The sequence below is a fragment of the Rahnella inusitata genome (assembly GCF_965118895.1).
In the GTDB taxonomy this organism is placed as follows: domain Bacteria; phylum Pseudomonadota; class Gammaproteobacteria; order Enterobacterales; family Enterobacteriaceae; genus Rahnella; species Rahnella inusitata_A.
This window is the reverse complement of sequence record NZ_CBCPJJ010000002.1, coordinates 247318-267021: the sequence shown is the minus strand read 5'-3', so window position 1 is coordinate 267021 and position 19704 is coordinate 247318. Positions and strand designations below refer to the sequence as shown.

The 19704-nt window shown below is 54.8% G+C and carries 16 protein-coding genes; 10 read left to right on the top strand and 6 right to left on the bottom strand.

The annotated features are described in order from the left end of the window. Window positions 1-73 precede the first annotated feature (73 nt). Complete coding sequence (locus ACMHLI_RS02810) at window positions 74-2305, bottom strand: EAL domain-containing protein (protein WP_413528161.1); 2232 nt, start codon at window positions 2303-2305, stop codon at window positions 74-76. Window positions 2306-2829: 524 nt separating this feature from the next. On the opposite strand from ACMHLI_RS02810, the gene ACMHLI_RS02805 reads away from it, so the two are divergent. From ACMHLI_RS02805 to ACMHLI_RS02795, 3 genes are all read left to right on the top strand, one after another. Beyond that, the gene (locus tag ACMHLI_RS02805) at window positions 2830-3027 is read left to right on the top strand and encodes a YfgG family protein (RefSeq protein WP_112168637.1); all 198 of its coding nucleotides are present in this window, start codon (window positions 2830-2832) and stop codon (window positions 3025-3027) included. Window positions 3028-3063: 36 nt separating this feature from the next. Beyond that, complete coding sequence (gene mgtE / locus ACMHLI_RS02800) at window positions 3064-4503, top strand: magnesium transporter (protein ID WP_413528160.1); 1440 nt, start codon at window positions 3064-3066, stop codon at window positions 4501-4503. A gap of 284 nt (window positions 4504-4787) precedes the next feature. Then, window positions 4788-7781 carry a PAS domain S-box protein gene (locus ACMHLI_RS02795; RefSeq protein ID WP_413528159.1) on the top strand — a complete coding sequence of 998 codons (2994 nt, stop codon included), beginning with the start codon at window positions 4788-4790 and terminating at the stop codon, window positions 7779-7781. On the opposite strand, the gene alkA is transcribed toward ACMHLI_RS02795, so the two are convergent. Together alkA and cysS are read right to left on the bottom strand one after the other, a co-directional pair. Continuing rightward, window positions 7775-8641: a DNA-3-methyladenine glycosylase 2 gene (gene alkA / locus ACMHLI_RS02790; protein ID WP_413528294.1), complete on the bottom strand. Its 867-nt coding sequence runs from the start codon at window positions 8639-8641 to the stop codon at window positions 7775-7777. The genes ACMHLI_RS02795 and alkA overlap by 7 nt on opposite strands. 78 nt (window positions 8642-8719) lie before the next feature. Beyond that, window positions 8720-10111 carry a cysteine--tRNA ligase gene (cysS, locus tag ACMHLI_RS02785; RefSeq protein WP_413528158.1) on the bottom strand — a complete coding sequence of 464 codons (1392 nt, stop codon included), beginning with the start codon at window positions 10109-10111 and terminating at the stop codon, window positions 8720-8722. A gap of 227 nt (window positions 10112-10338) precedes the next feature. Here cysS and ppiB point away from each other — a divergent pair, with 227 nt between their 5' ends. Both ppiB and lpxH read left to right on the top strand, forming a co-directional pair. Further along, window positions 10339-10833: a peptidylprolyl isomerase B gene (gene ppiB, locus ACMHLI_RS02780; RefSeq protein WP_056771274.1), complete on the top strand. Its 495-nt coding sequence runs from the start codon at window positions 10339-10341 to the stop codon at window positions 10831-10833. Window positions 10834-10859: 26 nt separating this feature from the next. Further along, window positions 10860-11582 carry a UDP-2,3-diacylglucosamine diphosphatase gene (gene lpxH, locus ACMHLI_RS02775; RefSeq protein WP_413528157.1) on the top strand — a complete coding sequence of 241 codons (723 nt, stop codon included), beginning with the start codon at window positions 10860-10862 and terminating at the stop codon, window positions 11580-11582. On the opposite strand, the gene ACMHLI_RS02770 is transcribed toward lpxH, so the two are convergent. After that, window positions 11566-12198, bottom strand: coding sequence for a tRNA-(ms[2]io[6]A)-hydroxylase (locus ACMHLI_RS02770; protein ID WP_413528156.1), 633 nt, complete (start codon window positions 12196-12198; stop codon window positions 11566-11568). The genes lpxH and ACMHLI_RS02770 overlap by 17 nt on opposite strands. Before the next feature lie 198 nt (window positions 12199-12396). Here ACMHLI_RS02770 and purE point away from each other — a divergent pair, with 198 nt between their 5' ends. Beyond that, the gene (gene purE / locus ACMHLI_RS02765; protein ID WP_413528155.1) at window positions 12397-12906 is read left to right on the top strand and encodes a 5-(carboxyamino)imidazole ribonucleotide mutase; all 510 of its coding nucleotides are present in this window, start codon (window positions 12397-12399) and stop codon (window positions 12904-12906) included. After that, window positions 12903-13967, top strand: coding sequence for a 5-(carboxyamino)imidazole ribonucleotide synthase (gene purK, locus ACMHLI_RS02760; RefSeq protein ID WP_413528154.1), 1065 nt, complete (start codon window positions 12903-12905; stop codon window positions 13965-13967). Before purE ends, purK begins: the two co-directional genes overlap by 4 nt. Window positions 13968-14008: 41 nt before the next feature. Here the strand turns inward: purK and ybbP are convergent, their stop codons facing one another. Beyond that, window positions 14009-16441 (bottom strand): putative ABC transporter permease subunit YbbP, encoded by a 2433-nt coding sequence (ybbP, locus tag ACMHLI_RS02755; RefSeq protein ID WP_413528153.1) that lies wholly within the window; start codon window positions 16439-16441, stop codon window positions 14009-14011. Continuing rightward, window positions 16438-17124, bottom strand: a complete 687-nt coding sequence (ybbA, locus tag ACMHLI_RS02750) for a putative ABC transporter ATP-binding protein YbbA (RefSeq protein ID WP_413528152.1) — start codon at window positions 17122-17124, stop codon at window positions 16438-16440. The genes ybbP and ybbA overlap by 4 nt, the downstream gene beginning before the upstream one ends. Here ybbA and tesA point away from each other — a divergent pair. From tesA to ACMHLI_RS02735, 3 genes are all read left to right on the top strand, one after another. Continuing rightward, window positions 17095-17724 (top strand): multifunctional acyl-CoA thioesterase I/protease I/lysophospholipase L1, encoded by a 630-nt coding sequence (tesA, locus tag ACMHLI_RS02745; RefSeq protein WP_413528293.1) that lies wholly within the window; start codon window positions 17095-17097, stop codon window positions 17722-17724. The two genes, ybbA and tesA, sit on opposite strands and share 30 nt — an antisense overlap. Before the next feature lie 121 nt (window positions 17725-17845). Beyond that, window positions 17846-18622 (top strand): SDR family oxidoreductase, encoded by a 777-nt coding sequence (locus tag ACMHLI_RS02740; RefSeq protein WP_413528151.1) that lies wholly within the window; start codon window positions 17846-17848, stop codon window positions 18620-18622. Between the two features lie 207 nt (window positions 18623-18829). Then, entirely contained in the window at window positions 18830-19687 is an 858-nt protein-coding gene (locus tag ACMHLI_RS02735) for a co-chaperone YbbN (protein ID WP_413528150.1), read from the top strand. Window positions 19688-19704: the final 17 nt, after the last annotated feature.

Genomic DNA, 19704 nt, shown 5'->3' with positions numbered 1-19704 from the left:
GCAGGATAGCGAAACAAAAAGCCCTCAGGCACGTTGTGCACTGAGGGCTTTTTCTTACGTGCCATCTCTGCTGTCAGGCTTGCGGTACTTCCAGCAGCGCCGATAAAAGCTGCGGTTTTCCGACCAGATAACCCTGCATGTAATCCACGCCCAGTGCGTGCAACGCCGCTTTCTGCTCTTCGGTTTCCACATATTCCGCCACAATCGCCAGATGCTTCATCCGCGCCACCTGACAAATCGACTGCACAATGTAACCATCCAGCGAATCTGTCAGCATGTTGCGCACAAAGCTGCCGTCAATCTTGAGGATATCGGCCTCAATCGCTTTGAGGCGGCCATAGCTGGCGTAACCTGTACCAAAGTCATCGATAGCGATACGGCAGCCGTAATGGCGCAGCTCACGCATGGCGTAGTCAGCGTACTTCACATCCTGCAATAAGTGCGACTCGGTAACTTCCAGCACGATCTGGAAGGGTTCCACCTCGAACTCCTTCATCAGCGCTTTGAAATCGCGGGTGAAGGTCGGGCGACACAGAGTCGATGGCGTAAAGTTGACGGCAAAACGCAGGCTCGGCAGGCGCACACGGTTCTGACTGATAAACATCAGCGTGTGCCTGAGTACCCACATATCCATCTGATACGACAGACCAAATTCGTGCACCACCGGCAGGAATTTATCCGGCGTGATCAGTGCGTTATCTGAACCTTCCGACAAGCGCAGCAGAATTTCATGATAGCTGTCCCCGCGCACGCCCAGGATCGGTTGTGCCATCAGTACAAAGCGGTCATCATCCAGCGCGCGCTGGATCTTATGCAGCATATCAACTTTATCTCTGATTTCAGTCTGCACCTGGCTATGATCGCTTTTATTCGATTCCGGCTTCCCGGTGGTCAGCGACATTTCGGCAATTCCGCTCAGTTCACCCAGTAAAATCGGCAGATGTTCGACCGGCGAATAGACGGTGCAATATGACAAACCGATATTCGGATGCAGCGGCAGACCGTTCCAGATCAGCCGAAAATCTTCAACGTACTCATATAGCTGAATCAGCTTTTCTTCGACATTGTCACAGTTCAGCCGCAGGACCAGATCGTAGCCCGGCAGGTGATAGACTTTTTCACCGGGCCGTAAGTAAGGCCTCAGCCCCATCGCCAGCTGCCGTTTGAACTGGATACGCAGTTGCATCCCGTAATTACGGCTCAGCACATCCATATCTGAAACACGCACAAAGCACAGCAGCGAACGCGGATGTACCGCCAAATCCCGGTTAAAAGCGCGCAGATTAGGCAGTCCGAATACCGGATCCTGCAGCGCTGCCGCTTTGAACTTTTTCATCAGCAACCGCTGGCGCGAAGAAATCACCGCCATCAGCAACAGCGTGGAGGTATAAACCGGCATAAGGGCAGAGACAAAAACCAGATTATGAATAAAGTTTTGCTCAGTAATAAAGCCCTGATAGTTATGAAATAAAATGGTGAGGGTGACTGTCCACACGATGCTGATGAAGTAATAGCCGTAACGCAGTGCGCCGAACAGCAGCACCGGGAACAACAGTGTGAGCGTATAATCGCTGAGCAGAATTTTCATGAAAGGCTCGCTCAGCCCCTCGATGCACAGCAACGCGACCATCGCACAAAGGAGAGTAAACCACACCACGATTTCCAAAGGCTTCACACTGGGCGCGCACTGCTTACGCAGCATCATGCGTAACACGCGCCAGTAACGTGGCTGTCGCAGAATACGGATCACCAGATAGATCAGATGCGAGTTAAGCAGTATCCCCAGAATCATGGACTGAAGATTAATCAGCGTGCGCAGCGTAATGAATTCACGGGTCGCCATGCCCAGATACTGCGGCAGCAGACCACTTTCCACTACGATTTGCAGCACGATGATGAAGAAGAACGTCAGGAAAATCAGCAGCCAGCCGACGCGCACCCACGGCTGATTCATCAACCCAAGCGGGGCGGACCAGCGACTTCCCGCCTGCCAGCGATATCCCAGCCAGGCAAGAAACAGTGACGTGAAGTAAATCACTGTCATCAGCGTGCCCATTTCCGCCCCTATGCGCAGGTAATAGCGCAGAAACAGCGCCAGCACAATGCCGGGGAACGCCGCCCAGTCAAAGACCATCAGCAGCGCCACGCAGGTCGCGAGCGGCATGTATATCAGATACGTTCGACCTTCCGGCAACATAATGATCGGAGAGAGCGAAGAGGTGATGGGGATCAGCACCAGCGCGCAGAAGATCGGAAGTCCCCACCATTTGTGGCGCAGTTCATTCCAGGAAAAGAATTTTTGCATCGGGTTCATCGTAAGTTTTGCGGACAGGAGTCATGCCGCTGTAAAAGGTATCAGGATGAAACGGGCGTCATGAAATCGCCGGGCGACAGTGACGACAGGCTCCGCATTCAATTATCGTCACAAAAATGTCATTTCAAAGAAACCAGCAGAAAAAAGAAAAACAGCGGAGGTCGGTGTCAAAAATCTTAAAATAGAGCTGAATTCTAATCGGCTTTATATTAATGCTCTTGATACTGATCAATAAACACATTCTTCAATTTTTTGACCAAAAAGACCTTAAACAATTTCTCACGTTATTAACAAATTAACAAATACATTCAAATCCATGAGATTAACTTTAAACGTATAGATTATCTGAATGGTAATGTCATCGTGCGACTTCACTTATCAGTGAAAATAAACCGCACTTTTTGCTTTTTGCCTTTATCTGGAGAGTCGTTTAGTTGTGCGTTATATTGTAACCGTTATCATTTACATCTTTTATCACTGCCACCGGAGCAAAGATCCCCTTAACGGACTTTACTATGTCTCGAAAATCCAACATCAAGTTGATGACGAAAATCGTGTTGTCGATAAGCTTTATTATTTTGTTCGGACGTCTGGTCTACTCCGCTGTCGGCGCGTATTCGCATCATCAGAATCAAAAGCAAACTCAACGCGAAGCGCAGACCGAAGCCCGTCCTGAACACACCGATACGACGAAATCCATACCGGCGCCCTGAAGGCCTGCCGGACGTAAAAAAGAGAAAGGACCCTGAATGTCTGCCGAAAAACCAAAGAATTACGGCCAAAAGCTGGCGGAAAGTCGCCGCCGGATCCTCGATCTCCTGCTTAACACCGATGAACTCGCCGACAGTATTCTCGGGGAAGAGATTGAAGTTGATGACGCCACGCGCGCACAGCTTATGGACTACACCGCAGAGCTCAGCGCGCGGGTACAAAAACTCCACGCAGCCGACGTCGCCGACGTACTCGAAGCGTTACCGATCCGCGAACGTCTGGCGCTGTGGCGGCTGGTCGAACCGGCCGCGCGCGGTAAAGCGCTGGTCGAAGTCTCAGAAACCGTCTGGGACAGCCTGATCGAAGAAATGAGCGACAAAGACCTGCTGAAAACCATGTCGCTGCTCGACGTGGACGATCAGGTATATTTGGCGGAATACCTGCCGCGTGATCTGACAGGCCGCGTACTCACGTCGCTGGAACCGAAGCAGCGGGAAAAAGTCCGCGAAGTCATGAAGTTCAACAAAGATTGCGTGGGCCGTATCATGGATTTCGAGCTGATGACCGTCCGCCCGGACGTCACGCTCGCGACCGTACAGCGCTTTCTGCGTTTGCAAAAACGTATTCCGCAGGCCAGCGATAAGTTGTTTATCACCGATCGCAAAAACACCCTGCTCGGCGAACTGCCGCTTACCGCGATCTTGCTTAATCCGCCGGAGACGAAAGTCGCCGACGTGATGATTACCGATCTCACCAGCTTTGAACCGGAAGATAAAGCCGAAGATGCCGCCAGCGCGTTCGAACGTTATGACCTGATTACTGCACCGGTAGTAGATAAAAAGGGCAAGCTGATGGGGCGACTTACGGTTGAAGAAATCGTCGACTTCGTCAATAACGATACTGACAGCAATCTGCGCCGCATGGGCGGTCTGAGCCCGGAAGAGGATGTGTTTTCTCCGGTCAGCAAAGCGGTACGTAACCGCTGGGCGTGGCTGGCGATCAATCTTTGTACCGCCTTTATTGCATCGCGCGTTATCGGCCTGTTCGAACACACGATTTCGCAGCTGGTAGCACTGGCCGCGCTGATGCCGATTGTCGCCGGAATTGGTGGTAACACCGGTAATCAGACCATCACGATGATCGTGCGCGGTCTGGCCTTGCACCATGTACAGGTAGGAAACCTGAAATTTCTGATGTTCAGGGAACTCGGCGTGGCGCTGATCAACGGCCTGGTCTGGGGCGGCCTGATGGGCATCGTCACCTGGCTGCTTTACGGCGACTGGGAGATGGGCGGTGTGATGACGCTGGCGATGATTCTCAACCTGCTGCTGGCGGCTCTGATGGGTGTAATTATTCCGTTAACCATGGTGCGCATCGGCCGCGATCCGGCTATCGGTTCCAGCGTGATGATTACCGCGCTGACCGACACCGGCGGCTTCTTTATCTTCCTCGGCCTCGCCACAATCTTCCTGATCTGATGGCGTTTTTCCGGCCCTCGGGCCGGGGATTCCCCTTTTCGCAAAACAATCATAACAATAGCTCTGAAAACCTCGTTTTATTTCGATTAACGGATTATTCGTTATCGCCGAAAGAGTGATGTAGAATTCATACTAATATTCCTAAAATAATAATCATTCACACCGACACAAAGTGAATCGCCTGAACAGGCCTTATCTCCAGTGAGCCGGTGATAAATAACAGCAAAAACAAACGTCAATGTTACTGCCTGCTGCTCATTGCCAGACAGAAAAAGGTTTTCACCGTGGAAAAAAGCAAACCGACCGCGTTCCTTGTGGAAAAGGTCAACTGGAAAGTGCCTCTGCTGACTGGCATCGCCATTTGTCTGCTGGCTCTGGCCTGTCTGAATATCATCCAAAAAACCTCCAGTCTGGCAGGATTGTGGTTACCCACGGCGTTTCTGATCCCCGTGCTGTTCCATCACCGTTATCTGGACTGGATCCCGCTGCTTTGCGCTGCGGCGTTAGGTATTGCCGCCGCGCATACCCTGATGGGATCGCACATCCTGGGTTATCTGCCCTACACCCTCAACAATCTGATCGAGGCCACGCTGTGCGCCCTGCTGCTGCGTCGGGCATTGCCGCAACAAGATCCGCTTTCCGGCCTGAGTCACTGGGTAAAATTTTTAGTCATTGCCGTGATTTTCTGTCCACTGGTCAGCTCAGTGGTCATGGTGATGTACATTCTGCACATCCACACCTCGGCGCAATTGCAGGAGCGTTTTGCGACCTGGTTTATGTCCGAAGCGGTGGCAATCCTCGCGCTGACCCCTCTGGGGCTTATCTATCAGCGAGGTTATTTCACGCAAATTCTGACTTCCCGCCGTCTGGTTGAATTGCTGGTCACGCTGATTGTGACGCTGTCGCTCGGTTTTATGGCGCTCAAATGGCTGCCTTATACCTTCGCCTTTATCACGATCCCCCTGCTTTGGGCTGCCATTCGTTTGCCGCGCATTGAGGCATTTATTATTTTCCTGTCGATGACGCTGATGATTGCCCTGCTGCAAACCAGCGGCATTATTACCGTCCAGCCTCATGCCATCCAGATCCCACAAGGGCTGATCTTCCTGCCGCTGTTACTGATTCTGCTCCCCGCGAATGCGATGGCGATGGCGATGCATGCCCTGCGCACGGAAAAATCGCACATCACACAGAGCGAAAACCGTTTTCGTAACGCGATGGAGTATTCGGCGATTGGCATGGCACTGGTCTCGCCGCAGGGCAAATGGCTACAGGTGAATAAATCACTGTGCAAACTGCTGGGCTATGAGGCGGATTATCTGAAAACACTGTCGTTTCAGGAGATCACTCACCCGGAAGATTTAGGTAAAGATCTCGCTCTGCTCCAGCAGTTGTTAGACGACGATATTCAGAGCTACAACATGGAGAAACGTTACCTGTGCCGCAGCGGCGAAATGGTCTGGGTGCTGTTGGCGGTTTCTCTGGTGCGCGATGAGAACCAGAATCCGCTCTATTTCATCTCTCAGATTGAAGATATCACCGAGCTGAAACACACCGAAATCACCAATAAACGTCTGTCCGAAGCATTGCATGAAGAGAAAGAGCTGCTGCACATCACGCTCAATTCCATCAACGAGGCCGTGATTTCGACCGACCGGGATCTCAACATCACCTTTATGAATCCGGTCGCCGAGAAGATGACCGGCTGGAAAGAGTCTGAGGCGCAAGGGCAGCCGGTTGGCCGTATCGTGCATATCACCAAAGGGCCGGAAGGGCCGTTGCTCGATAATTTGCAGCAGTTCGATATCAGCGAGAATCTGCACTCTTCGGTCGAGCAGTCTCTGGTATTGCACGGCCACGGCACCGGCCTGTTTGACGTTCAGCTGGCAGTATCGCCGTTGCGCACGCTGAAAGATGAACCGATCGGCATTGTGCTGGTCTTGCAGGACGTCAGCAAATCCCGTGAGCTGATGCGCAAACTCAGCTACAGCGCCTCGCATGATCTGCTCACCGGTTTAGCCAATCGCGGCAGTTTCGAAAAAAGCCTGAAAAAAGCCCTCAGCCTGACGGCGGTACAGCAGCAGGCGCACAGTCTGGCGTTTATCGATCTCGACCGTTTCAAGGCTATAAACGATACGGCGGGCCACGCGGCAGGCGACGAATTACTGCGTCAAATCAGTACGCTGATGAAGGATCACATTCGCAACAGCGATCGTCTGGCGCGGCTGGGTGGCGATGAATTTGCGCTGATCCTTTTCGATTGTCCGCTGGATCAGGGGCTGAATACCCTTCAGCAGTTGGTCAATAAGATCAATGCGTACCAGTTTATCTGGGAAGATCAGATTTACCGCATCGGCGCCAGCGCCGGGCTGACGCTGATTAACAATGCCAATATCAGCGGCAGCGAGTACATGGCGCAGGCTGATGTCGCCTGTTACACCGCCAAACATAACGGGCGCGGACGGGTTTTCACCTTTGAATCACGGCAAAAACTGCAACTTTCCTCGCACACGGCGCAGTTCCGCCCCGAAGACGTCACCCGTATTTTGAGTGAAAATCAGATAACCCTGCACTGCCGTGCGGCGTCGCCGCCCAAAACGCCGCTGTCGGTGTGCTTCTATCAGATGTCTTTACAGCTCGCGCTCCCTAATCAGATGGCGCAAACCGCCGATCTGTTCCTGCAGGCCGCTCATTTCTACGACATGATGCCGCAGGTTGATCGCTGGTTGTTACACCGCGTGCTGATTGATTACGGACAGGGCATCGCTAATAAAGGCATTTGCGTGGCGATCCCGGTGTCGACGGAAGGCTTGTTGCTGCCATCGCTGCGCGCTGATTTACTGGAGATGCTCAATGAAACGCCGCTGCCAATGTCATCAATCAACCTGATGATTGACGACGCAGTCCTGCTAAAGCATCCAGATTTAAGGGTGTTTATTGCACAAATCCGCCGTCGGGGCTGCAAAATTGTGGTGCAGAACATTGGTAAGAACATGGTGGAATTTAACCAGCTGCCGGCTGATACGGTGGATTACGTGCAGATCGACCCGAGCTTTATGGCGCAGATCCATTACAACCAGATGCATGAAGTACTGGTGACTATTTTGCACGGCAACACCCACCGGCTGAATGCTCAGACGCTGGCGGGACCGGCCGATATTACCGAGACGCTGGAGAAACTGACCGGGATCGGCATCGATCTGGTTGGCGGCGACACCATCGCCCCGGAAACCTCACTGGAAAAACTGCTCAACACCGGCTATTTCGGCATTCACTGAGGTGTGTCCGGCTGCCAGTCATGGTTGAACCATAAATGCAACGTGGCGTAAGTGCGCCACGGCTGCCAGATTTCGGCGTAGCGGGCAATTTTACCCGGCGTCATGCCCGGAAAACGCTGTTTGATCAGATAATCTCCACCAAGGAAAATATCCGGCGCTGACCATGCACGCATCGCCACATAACTGGCGGTCCAGCTGCCAATGCCGGGCATCGCCAGCAGCATTTTGATTCCTTCCTGCGCATCGGTCATTTCATCAAGCGGCAACCGCCCCTCTTCCACCGCCTGCGCCAGCCCGATCAGACAGGCCGCGCGTTTCGCCTGCACGCCAATTCCGCGTAAATCGTCCACCGTCAGTTGCCCGAGGGTTGCCGGGGATGGGAATAGATGCGTCAGCGCCGCAAAGGGCGTCCTCACCGGTTCACCCCACTTTTGCGTCAGCCGCGTCGCCAGCGTCGCGGCCATTTTCACGCTGACCAGTTGTCCGAGGATCGCCCTGACCACCAGTTCAAAACGGTTCACACAGCCCGGCAATCTCAGCCCGATGGCATTTTCCGCCAGCGCCCCCAGCCCGGCGGCGATCTGCTCCGGTTCAGCATCCAGATCCAGCAACCGCCGCACCTGCTTCGCCACGTTATCCGCAACGGGTTCCAGCGACGGCGAGACCTCGAGTTCAACGCTGTTGAGATCAGGCAATGGTCGGATCCTGAACCAGCCGGTCAGCCGTTCGCCCTTGTGCATTACCGCCAGTGTGCGCTGGTAGAATTCGCCGTCCTGCTGCTCAACGCCCAGCAAAGCTCGCGCGCCAAGAAAGGCTGTCATCCACTGCCAGTCATAGGGTGGCTGATAGGTCAGAAGCATGGTTGTCACAGGACGATCCTTATAAAAATGGCCCCCGGTTGGGAGCCATTGAGCGTAGCTGAAAAAACGGAGAAAGGACTACTTTCTGCGCCAGGTGGTGCCTGCCGCTCCATCTTCCAGAACGATACCCATTTCATTCAGACGGTCGCGCGCTTTATCCGCCATGCCCCAGTCTTTGCTGGCGCGGGCGTCGTTACGCTGTTTGATCAACGCTTCGATTTCAGCCACTTCGTCGTCGCTATCCGCCTGCGCACCGGATTTGAGGAACTGCTCCGGATCCTGCTCCAGCAAGCCGAGCACCGCCGCCAGCTGACGCAATTCTGCCGCCATACCATTGGCCGCCGCCATGTCTTCCGTTTTCAGGCGGTTGATATCACGCGCCATATCGAACAACACGGAATAGGCTTCCGGCGTGTTGAAATCGTCGTCCATCGCCGCACGGAAGCGGGCGACAAACGCCTCGCCACCGGCCGGAGTCGCACTGGCGTCGGTGCCGCGCAGTGCGGTGTACAGACGTTCCATCGAGGTTCGCGCCAGTTTCAGATTCTCTTCGCTGTAGTTGAGCTGGCTGCGGTAATGGCCGGACATCAGGAAGTAACGCACGCTTTCAGCATCGTAATATTTCAGCACGTCGCGCACGGTGAAGAAGTTATCCAGTGATTTTGACATCTTCTCACGGTCGATCATTACCATGCCGGAGTGCATCCAGGTATTCACATACGGGCCGTCGTGCGCGCAACTTGACTGAGCGATTTCGTTTTCATGGTGCGGGAACATCAGGTCAGAACCGCCACCGTGGATATCAAAATGATCGCCCAGCTGTTTGCAGTTCATCGCCGAACATTCGATGTGCCAGCCTGGACGGCCTTCGCCCCACGGGGACGTCCAGCTCGGTTCGCCCGGTTTGGACATTTTCCACAGCACGAAGTCCATCGGGTTGCGTTTCACATTCGCTTCAACTTCCACGCGCGCGCCAGCCTGCAGCTGATCCAGATCCTGACGGGACAGCAAACCGTAATCAGGATCGCTTTCCACCCAGAACATCACGTCGCCGTTCGACGCCACGTAAGCGTGGTCGCGATCGATAAGCTTTTGCACGATGTCGATGATTTCATCAATGTGCTGTGTGGCACGCGGTTCAGAATCCGGCGGCAGAATGTTCAGTGCAGCGAAATCATTGTGCATTTCGGCAATCATACGGTCGGTTAAGGCCGAAAAATGTTCGCCCTTCTCAGCGGCACGTTTGATGATCTTGTCGTCGATATCGGTAATATTACGCACATATTTCAGGTCGTAACCGAGGTAACGCAGGTAGCGCGAAACCACGTCGAAAGATACAAAGGTGCGACCGTGGCCGATGTGACACAGGTCGTAAACAGTGATCCCACACACGTACATCCCGACTTTACCGGCATGAATTGGTTTGAATTCCTCTTTTTGGCGACTCAGGGTATTAAAAATCTTCAGCATCAGGCTATTCCGTGTGTTGGGCGTAGAAAATGATGGTTGTGCGCTTACGCGACACTCCGCTTCATAATATAACGAAAACGCCTTCACCGAAACGGCATAAGGCCGCAGGACGGGCTTTAGTCGTCACAAACCGTCTGCTTACGGCAACTTTTGAGTTATGGTATAAGAAAAGGCTATAGTAGCGACTCTTACTAAGAGCACACATCAACATAAGCAGGATGATTAATATGGTCACTTTCCACACCAACCACGGCGACATCGTAGTAAAAACTTTTGCTGACAAAGCGCCCGTTACGGTTGAAAACTTCCTGAACTATTGCCGTAAAGGCTTCTACGACAACACAATTTTCCACCGTGTTATCGACGGTTTCATGATCCAGGGCGGCGGTTTTGAGCCAGGCATGAACCAGAAAAATACTGATGCTCAGATTAAAAACGAAGCAGACAACGGCCTGAAAAACACCAAAGGCACCCTGGCGATGGCGCGTACCAACGATCCGCACTCTGCCACTGCACAGTTCTTCATCAACGTGACTGACAACGATTTCCTGAACCATAGCGGCAAAAACGCGCAAGGTTGGGGTTACTGCGTATTCGCAGAAGTGGTTGAAGGTCAGGACGTGGTTGATGCGATCAGAGCGGTAAAAACCGGTCGCAGCGGCATGCACCAGGACGTTCCAAAAGAAGATGTTGTGATCAAAAGCGTTACAGTCAGCGAATAACCGACGTTTATTAAGAACACGTCGGGATGACCACGTTTTTTATCGCAGATATTCATCTTTGCGCACAGGAACCGGCAATCACTGCCGGTTTTCTGCGTTTTTTACGCGAAGATGCGCCGCAGGCCGACGCGCTGTACATTCTCGGTGACTTATTCGAAGCCTGGATTGGTGACGATGATCCTGAGCCGTTGCATAAGCAAATCGCTGCGGCGTTAAACCACCTCCATCAGCAAGGCGTGCCCTGTTTCTTCATCCACGGCAACCGCGATTTTCTGCTCGGCAGACGTTTCGCGCGCGACAGCCTGATGACGCTTCTGCCGGAAAAGAAAGTCCTCGAACTCTATGGTCGCCGCGTGCTGATCCTGCACGGTGACACGCTGTGTACCGATGACGTCGCCTATCAGAACTTCCGCAAAAAAGTGCACCATCCGCTGATCCAAAAGCTGTTCCTGATGTTGCCGCTAAAATGGCGTCTGGGCATTGCCGCCAAAATGCGCGCCAATAGCAAAGCCTCAAATCGGGGAAAATCACTGGCAATTATGGATGTCAATCCTCAGGCGGTGGTCAGCGAAATGCAGGCGGCAGGCGTTGAATGGATGATTCACGGCCACACGCATCGCCCCGCAGTCCACGACGTCCCGCTCGGTGATAAAACCGGCCACCGCGTGGTATTGGGCGCATGGCACGAAGAAGGATCGATGGTCAAAGTGACTGCAGAAAACGTGGAGCTGGTCAGCTTCCCGTTTTGAGACCGCACACGGGTGTTCCGCTGTGAAAACGGAACTGTTCATCCGGCGACAAAATTAACTCCGCTTCAATCCTCCCGAAAAATTCCACCCGATCGCTGATATCCGTGCCGGCATACTGCTCCGCCAGCGCCAGATAATCGGCGAAGTGCCGTGATTCCGAGCGCAAAAGTGACGTGTAAAAACGCGACAATGTGTCATCCAGATGTGGCGCGATTTTAGCGAAACGTTCGCAGGAACGCGCCTCGATGTAGGCACCGATAATCAGCCGGTCCACCAGAATATTCAGATCGTCGTGATGCCGGGTGTGTTTGATCATGCCGCTGGCATAGCGCGACGGCGAAAGCTGGGTGTAAGTGACGTTGCGCTTTTGCATGATTTCCACCACCTGCTCGAAGTGGTGCAGCTCTTCGCGTGCCAGCCGCGCGGCACAAAATAATAATTCGGTACGGTCGAGGTATTTGGTCATCAGGCTCATCGCCGTGGCCGCCGCCTTCTTTTCGCAGTTGGCGTGGTCAATCAGCATCACCGCCTGATTTTCCAGCGCAACATCCACCCACAGAGCCGGTGTTTCACAGTGCAGAAAATCATAAATCGGTGCCAGTAAAGCCTGCGTCATAAATCAGTTTCCCGTCGTGTGAGCTATCAATAGAGTGGATGGGATTATACAAATCTGCCGACAACTTCTCAGCAAAAAAGCGCGGTTCTGCGGCGACGCAACCGTTTTCCTTGCTTCATGAGCGTGATATCATTTGCGCCCTCTCCGCCAGAACCTGTCCTCTGGCGATGCTTGCATAATCACAGGAGCTATACAGACATGTCATCCAACGTTACCCCGGCAAAAATCGCCATCGTTATGGGGTCTAAAAGTGACTGGGCGACCATGCAGTTCGCCGCCGAAGTGCTCACAACGCTGAATATTCCTTTCCATGTCGATATCGTCTCCGCTCACCGCACGCCGGACAAATTGTTCACTTTCGCGGAACAAGCTTCGGCCAACGGGTTTGATGTAATCATCGCAGGCGCAGGCGGCGCGGCGCATCTTCCGGGCATGCTGGCCGCGAAAACGCTGGTACCCGTGCTGGGCGTGCCGGTGCAAAGTGCTGCGCTGAGCGGCATCGACAGCCTGTATTCCATCGTACAAATGCCGCGCGGCATTCCGGTGGGTACGCTGGCTATCGGCAAAGCAGGTGCTGCGAACGCCGCCCTGCTGGCCGCACAAATTCTGGCACTGCACGATACTCAAATCAGCAAAAACCTGGCCGCATGGCGCAAGGCACAAACCGATGAAGTCCTGAATAATCCGGATCCGCGGGAGGAAGCATGAAGCCCGTCTGCGTACTCGGAAACGGTCAGTTAGGCAGAATGCTGCGTCAGGCGGGCGAACCGCTGGGGATTGCCGTTTATCCGGTGGGTCTTGATGCCGAGCCGGAAGCCGTGCCTTATCAGCAAAGCGTCATCACCGCCGAAATCGAACGCTGGCCGGAAACCGCGCTGACCCGCGAACTGGCGACGCACACCGCGTTCGTGAACCGCGACATTTTTCCGCGTCTGGCCGATCGCCTGACGCAAAAGCAGTTACTGGATAAGCTCAGTCTGGCCACCGCGCCGTGGCAGTTACTGGCTGATGCCGCCGAATGGCCGCAGGTATTCTCAAAGCTCGGTGAACTGGCGATTGTAAAACGTCGCGTCGGCGGTTACGACGGCCGCGGCCAATGGCGTCTGCGTTCTGGCGAAGAAGCGACATTGCCGAAAGACTGCTACGGCGAATGCATCGTTGAACAGGGCATCAATTTTTCCGGCGAAGTGTCGCTGGTCGGTGCGCGCGGTCACGATGGCAAAACTGTCTTTTATCCGCTCACCCACAACCTGCATCAGGACGGCATTCTGCGCACCAGCGTAGCGCTGCCGCAGCCCGACGTCGCCCTGCAACAGCAGGCGGAAAACATGTTGTCGGCAATCCTTAATGAACTCAATTATGTCGGCGTGATGGCGATGGAGTGTTTTGTGGTCAGCGAAGGTTTGTTGATCAACGAGCTGGCACCACGCGTACATAACAGCGGGCACTGGACGCAAAACGGCGCATCTTATAGCCAGTTTGAAATGCACCTGCGGGCGATCCTTGGCCTGCCACTGCCGAAACCTGTCGTCAGTACGCCGTCGGTGATGGTCAATCTGATTGGTACAGATGTCACTACGCAGTGGCTCAGCCTGCCGCTGGTGAACCTGCACTGGTACGAGAAAGAAGTCCGTCCCGGACGTAAAGTCGGACACCTGAATCTCAACGATGCCAGTGCCAGCCTGCTGAAAGATAACCTGTCCGCACTGATCCCGATGCTGCCGCAAGAGTACGCCAGCGGGATCGAATGGGCGATGGCAAAGCTGTAACTTTAAGCTCCCTCCCCTGCAAAGGGGGAGGAGTAAAACCATTAACTGTCATACTGCCGAAACAACGCCCTTCCCCGCAGCAACCGCACACCCAGCCAGCCGCCGCAGACCGAGAGCAGTAGTGCGCTGACTACCGGTACGGCAATCCACATCAGGTAATTCGGTTCCCAGGGGAAATCGAACACTTTGCGCTGCAACAGCCATAATGCCGCTTCCGCCCCGATGGCCGCCGCGATACCGGCGACCAGCCCGAGTACCGCAAACTCACACCACAGCGTGCGGTGCAGCATCTTTTTACTGGCACCGAGCGTGCGATAAACGATCAGCTCCTGACGCCGCTGACGCATCCCAACCTGAATTTGTGCCAGCAAAAGCAGGCCGCCACACAACATCACCAGAATCACCATCACTTCCAGCGCCCTGCTCACCTGCTGCAGAACCTGTCCAACCTGACGCAAAATCGAGCCGATATCCAGCATGCTGACCGTCGGAAACTGGCGGTTGAACTGCGTGATCGTGCTGTCGTCGCCGTGATAGCGGAAGCTGGTCAGCCAGCTTTGCGGCTGGCCGTCGAGCGCGCCCGGTGGGAAGATGAAGTAGAAGTTTGGTTTCAGGCTGTCCCAGTCCACTTTACGCAGGCTGGTAATTTTGGCGCTGAAATCCTGCGTATCACCGTTGAAAGTTACGGTATCGCCGAGCTTCACGCCCAGACGCCCCGCCAGCCCTTCGTCGATAGACACTTCACCGGCTTTCGGCGGCCCGTTGCCTGCGACCAGCGGATTGTGATCCGGCAGGCCGTTCATCCACGTCAGGTTCAGCTCGCGGTTCACCGCCTCACCGCCCGCATCGTCAGGTTTGATGATATCGGTAGCAATCTTGTCGTTAATTTTGGTCAGACGTACACGCACAATCGGATAGAAGGTTTCCGGCGCGGCTTTGTGCTGATGCAGGAAATCCGTCACCTGCGGGATTTGCTCTTTAGTGATGTTGAGCAGGAAATAATTCGGGCTGTCCGGCGGCAGTTGTTGCTCCCAGCGATCCAGCAAGTCCCCGCGCATCACCAGCAGCAAGGCCAGCAACATAAACGACATCGAGAACGCCGCCAGCTGGCTCAGCGTTACCCAAGGCTGACGCAGAAGGCGGTTCACCGCCAGACGCAGCGGCAGCTGGCGGAATGTCAGGCGGCGCAGTAATAACAGCGCGCCCCAGCCGATCACCCCCAGCAACAGAGACAGCACCAGTACGCCTGCCAGCAGTGACCAGAGCAGCGAACTTCCGCCCATCAGCGCCGCCAGCAACCCGACCACCACCAGCACCATCACCGGCAGGAAATAGCGCAGCGGCCAGACGTTGGCGACTACGTCGTTACGCAACACGCGCAGTGGCTGAGTCGCCAGCAGCTGGCGGTACGGGCGGATACCGATCAGCAACGAGATCACCACCATCGCGCCCATCGACCACACCCACGGCCAGACGCCGGCGGGCGGAAGCGCCGCAGGCAGAACCGGTGCCAGTACCTTCATCAGCCCCGCTTCAAACGCCAGCCCGACCACACTGCCGCAAATGCCTGCCAGCACCATTACCGCTATCCACTGGCCGATGATCAGCCTGCGCAGCGCCTTCTTACCGGCGCCGAGCGTTTTGAGCACCGCCACCAGATCGTAACGGCTGCGGCAATAATGCCCCATCGATACGGCTATCGCGGCAATCGACAACATCAGTGTCAGCAATGCCGAGAGCGTGAGGAACTGCTGCGAACGTTGCAGGGATTTGCCCAGCGCACCGTCGGAATCTTCCATGCCGGTCCAGCGCTGATCGGGTTTCAGCAATCCTTTAATGGCGTCGCCGTAGCTCTGAATCGCCTCAGGCGTTCCGGCAAACATATAGCGATAGGTCAGACGGCTGCCTGGCTGGACGGCACCGGTTTTCGGCACATCTTCCTGATTCATAATTACACGCGGAGCCGTCTGGAACGGATTAAAGCCCGAGTCCGGTTCCTGCACAATCACGCCGGCAATTTTCAGCGTGGCATCGCCGACATCCAGATTGTCACCCACTTTCACGTTCAGCAACGCCAGCAGACGCGGCGCGACCAGCACGGTGCCCGGTTCCGGTTTCAGCCCGACCGGTTCAGTCTGTAATGTTCCGTACAACGGATAGGCCAGATCGGTGGCTTTCACCGACGCCAGCTGAGGCGTGTTTCCGGCGAACGTCATGGTCATGAAAGAAAGCTGGCGGCTGACCTTCAGCCCCTGCTTTTCCGCGTCCTGCAACCAGGCTTCGGTGATCGGATGCGAAGATCGCAACACGCGGTCACCGACGATAAACTCGCGACTTTGCTGGCTCAGCCCTTTATCCATTCGGTCACTGATACTGCCGAGCGCCAGCACGCAGGCCACCGCCAGCGTCAACGCCAGCCAGACGATCAGTAACGAAGGCGAACGCCATTCACGCCAGAACCATCGCCAGATCATGCTTCCTCCCACAACTTACCGTCACGCAGACGCAGACGCCGCTGGCAGCGCGCAGCCAGTTGCTCGTCATGGGTGACCAGAATCAGCGTGGTGGCCGCATCGCGGTTCAGAGAGAACAAGAGATCGACGATGCGCTCGCCGGTAGCGCGATCCAGATTGCCGGTGGGTTCATCGGCGAACAGTAATTTCGGCTTGCCGATAAATGCCCGCGCCAGCGCAACACGCTGCTGCTCGCCGCCGGAAAGCTGTGCCGGAAGATGATGCAAACGCCCGCCCAGCCCGAGGCTTTCCAGCAACTGCACTGCCTGCTGACGGCTGTTGCTGTCACTTTCACCGCGCAGCAACGCCGGAAGCTGAACGTTTTCCAGCGCATTCAGCGTCGGCACCAGCATGAAGGACTGGAACACAAAGCCGACATTTTTCGCACGCAGCGCGGCGCGGCCTTCTTCGTTAAGCGAACTGAGAGATTTGCCGAGCAATACCACGTCGCCGCTGGAGCCGTCGTCCAGCCCGGCAAGAATTCCAAGTAACGTGGATTTGCCGGAACCTGACTCGCCGATCAGCGCAATTGTCTGCGCCGGTTTGACAACCAGCTCCACACCGGACAGGATGGTTAGCTGTCCTTCACCCTGACCGACGTGCTTATTAAGATGATGAACTTCAAGAACGTTTTCCGCTGGCATCTCCCCTTCCTTATGTTGTTAGGATTATTGAGTTTTCGCGCCGTTGCTGCTGATAACTTGCTGATTATTGGCGACAGTTTGAGTGCTGTCTATCGCCTTCCGGTAGCCGAATCGTGGCCGTCACTGCTTAATAACAAATGGAAAAAAGAGGGGAATAAACCCACCATTATTAACGCCAGCATCAGCGGCGATACCGCCGAACAAGGGCTGGCGCGACTGTCTGCGCTGCTGCAACAACATCATCCACGCTGGGTGCTGATTGAACTGGGTGCCAACGACGGGCTGCGGGGTTTCCCGCCACAAACTATTTCACAAACGCTGACGCAGATTATCAGCCAGATAAAGCAGGCCGATGCCCAACCGTTGTTGATGCAAATCCGCCTGCCGCCAAACTATGGCCGCCGCTACGGTGATGCGTTCTACGCCATCTATCCCGCGCTGGCGAAGCAGGAAAACGTGCCGCTGGTGCCGTTCTTTATGGAACAGGTCGCCGCGAAGCCGGAATGGATGCAGGACGACGGTTTACATCCTGCGCTGGCCGCTCAGCCGTTTATCGCCGACTGGATGGCTGAGAAACTGGCTCCGCTGCTGAGTAATTAGGTTTAAAATACGATAAATAAAATAATACCGGGACGTGAGTAAAACCAAGACGTTACCTTTTTCACCCGACTCCCTAGTAAATCACAGCTATAAAAAATAGGGACACCTCACAGGTAAAGTTATGCAAAAAGCAGTATTAATCACCGGTTGTTCCAGCGGTATCGGGCTGGTTGCGGCGCAGGATTTGCGCAGTCGTGGTTATCGGGTGCTGGCCGCCTGCAGGAAAGCGCAGGATATTGACACACTTGAGCAGATGGGATTTGAGACCGTACAGTTAGATCTCGATGACGAACACAGCGTCGCACAGGCCGCTGCCGAAGTCATCGCGCTGACCGGCAACCGCCTGTATGGCCTGTTCAACAACGCCGGATATGGCGTTTACGGCCCGCTGAGCAGCATCAGCCGGGCGCAATTCGAGAAGCAATTTTCCACCAACCTGTTCGGCACCCATCAGCTGACACAGCTTTTGCTGCCTGCCATGTTACCGCACGGCGAGGGGCGCATTATCCAGACCAGTTCGGTGATGGGGCTGATTACCACGCCGCGCCGTGGCGTCTATGCCGCAAGTAAATTTGCGCTGGAAGCCTGGTCCGATACGCTGCGCATGGAGCTGCATGGCACCGGCATTCAGGTCAGCCTGATCGAACCCGGCCCGCTGAGCAGCAATTTCACCGCCAATGTGAATCAGTCACAGGCTGACCAGCCGGTGGAAAATCCGGGGATCGCGCAACGTTTTACGCTCAAGCCGGAAGCAGTTTTGCCAAAACTGCACCATGCTTTAGAAAATCCGCGCGCACGCCTGCGTTATCCGGTGACGCTGGTCGCCCATGCACTGACCGTACTTAAACGTCTGTTGCCTGGCCGCTTGCTGGACAAAGTTTTACGCGGAAACAGCTGAGTAAAAGCAGTCAGGGGTTGAAGCAGCGATTGCCCGCCCCCACTTGTTTCTTAATACTTTAATTTTAAATACCCAAAATAATTTGAGTTGCAGTAAGGCGCCAGGCGCATGAGTCCCCGGGAGCTGAGATAACTCAGTGAGCCGGGTGAATGAGCGTAGCCACGCATCTGCAGCTCGAAGTATGAAGGGTAGCGAGAGAACGAATTCATGCTTGCACAACCGACTATTATCGATATCGACGAAACCAATCTGCAACAGGCGCTGGAGCAATCCATGTCTGTCCCGGTGATGTTCTACTTCTGGTCCGAACGCAGCCAGCACTGCCTGCAACTGGGGCCAATTCTTGACCGGCTGGCCGCCGAATACGCCGGTCAGCTCATTCTGGCGAAGGTCGATTGCGATGTGCAGCAGATGATCGCCCAACAGTTTGGCCTGCGTTCCATTCCTGCGGTTTACCTGTTCAAAGACGGTCAGCCGGTGGATGGTTTCCAGGGGCCGCAGCCGGAAGAGGTGATCCGCGAACTGCTGCAAAAAGTCCTGCCTAAAGAAGAAGAGCTGAAACTGGCTCAGGCGCAGGAACTGTTGCAGGAAGGCAACGTGCAGGAAGCGCTGCCGTTGCTGAAAGACGCGTGGCAGCTGAGCAATCAGCGCAGCGATATCGGTCTGCTGCTGGCTGAAACACACATTCATCTGAACCGCATCGATGACGCCGAAGCCGTGCTGGCGACCATTCCGTTGCAGGATAAAGATTCCCGCTATCAGGGACTTATCGCGCAGATTGAACTGCTGAAGCAAGCGGCGGATACCCCTGAGATTCAACAACTTCAGATGGAACTGTCAGGCGATCCGGATAACGCCGAGCTGGTGGTGAAACTCAGCCTGCAACTGCATCAGGTCGGGCGTAACGAGGAAGCGCTGGATCTGCTGATGGCACCGCTGAAGAAAGATTTAGGTGCGGCGAACGGTACTGCGCGTAAAACGCTGATGGATATTATGGCCGCATTAGGCACCGGCGATGCGCTGGCCGCAAAATATCGCCGTCAGCTATATTCTCTGCTGTACTGATTGATTAGAAAGTAACG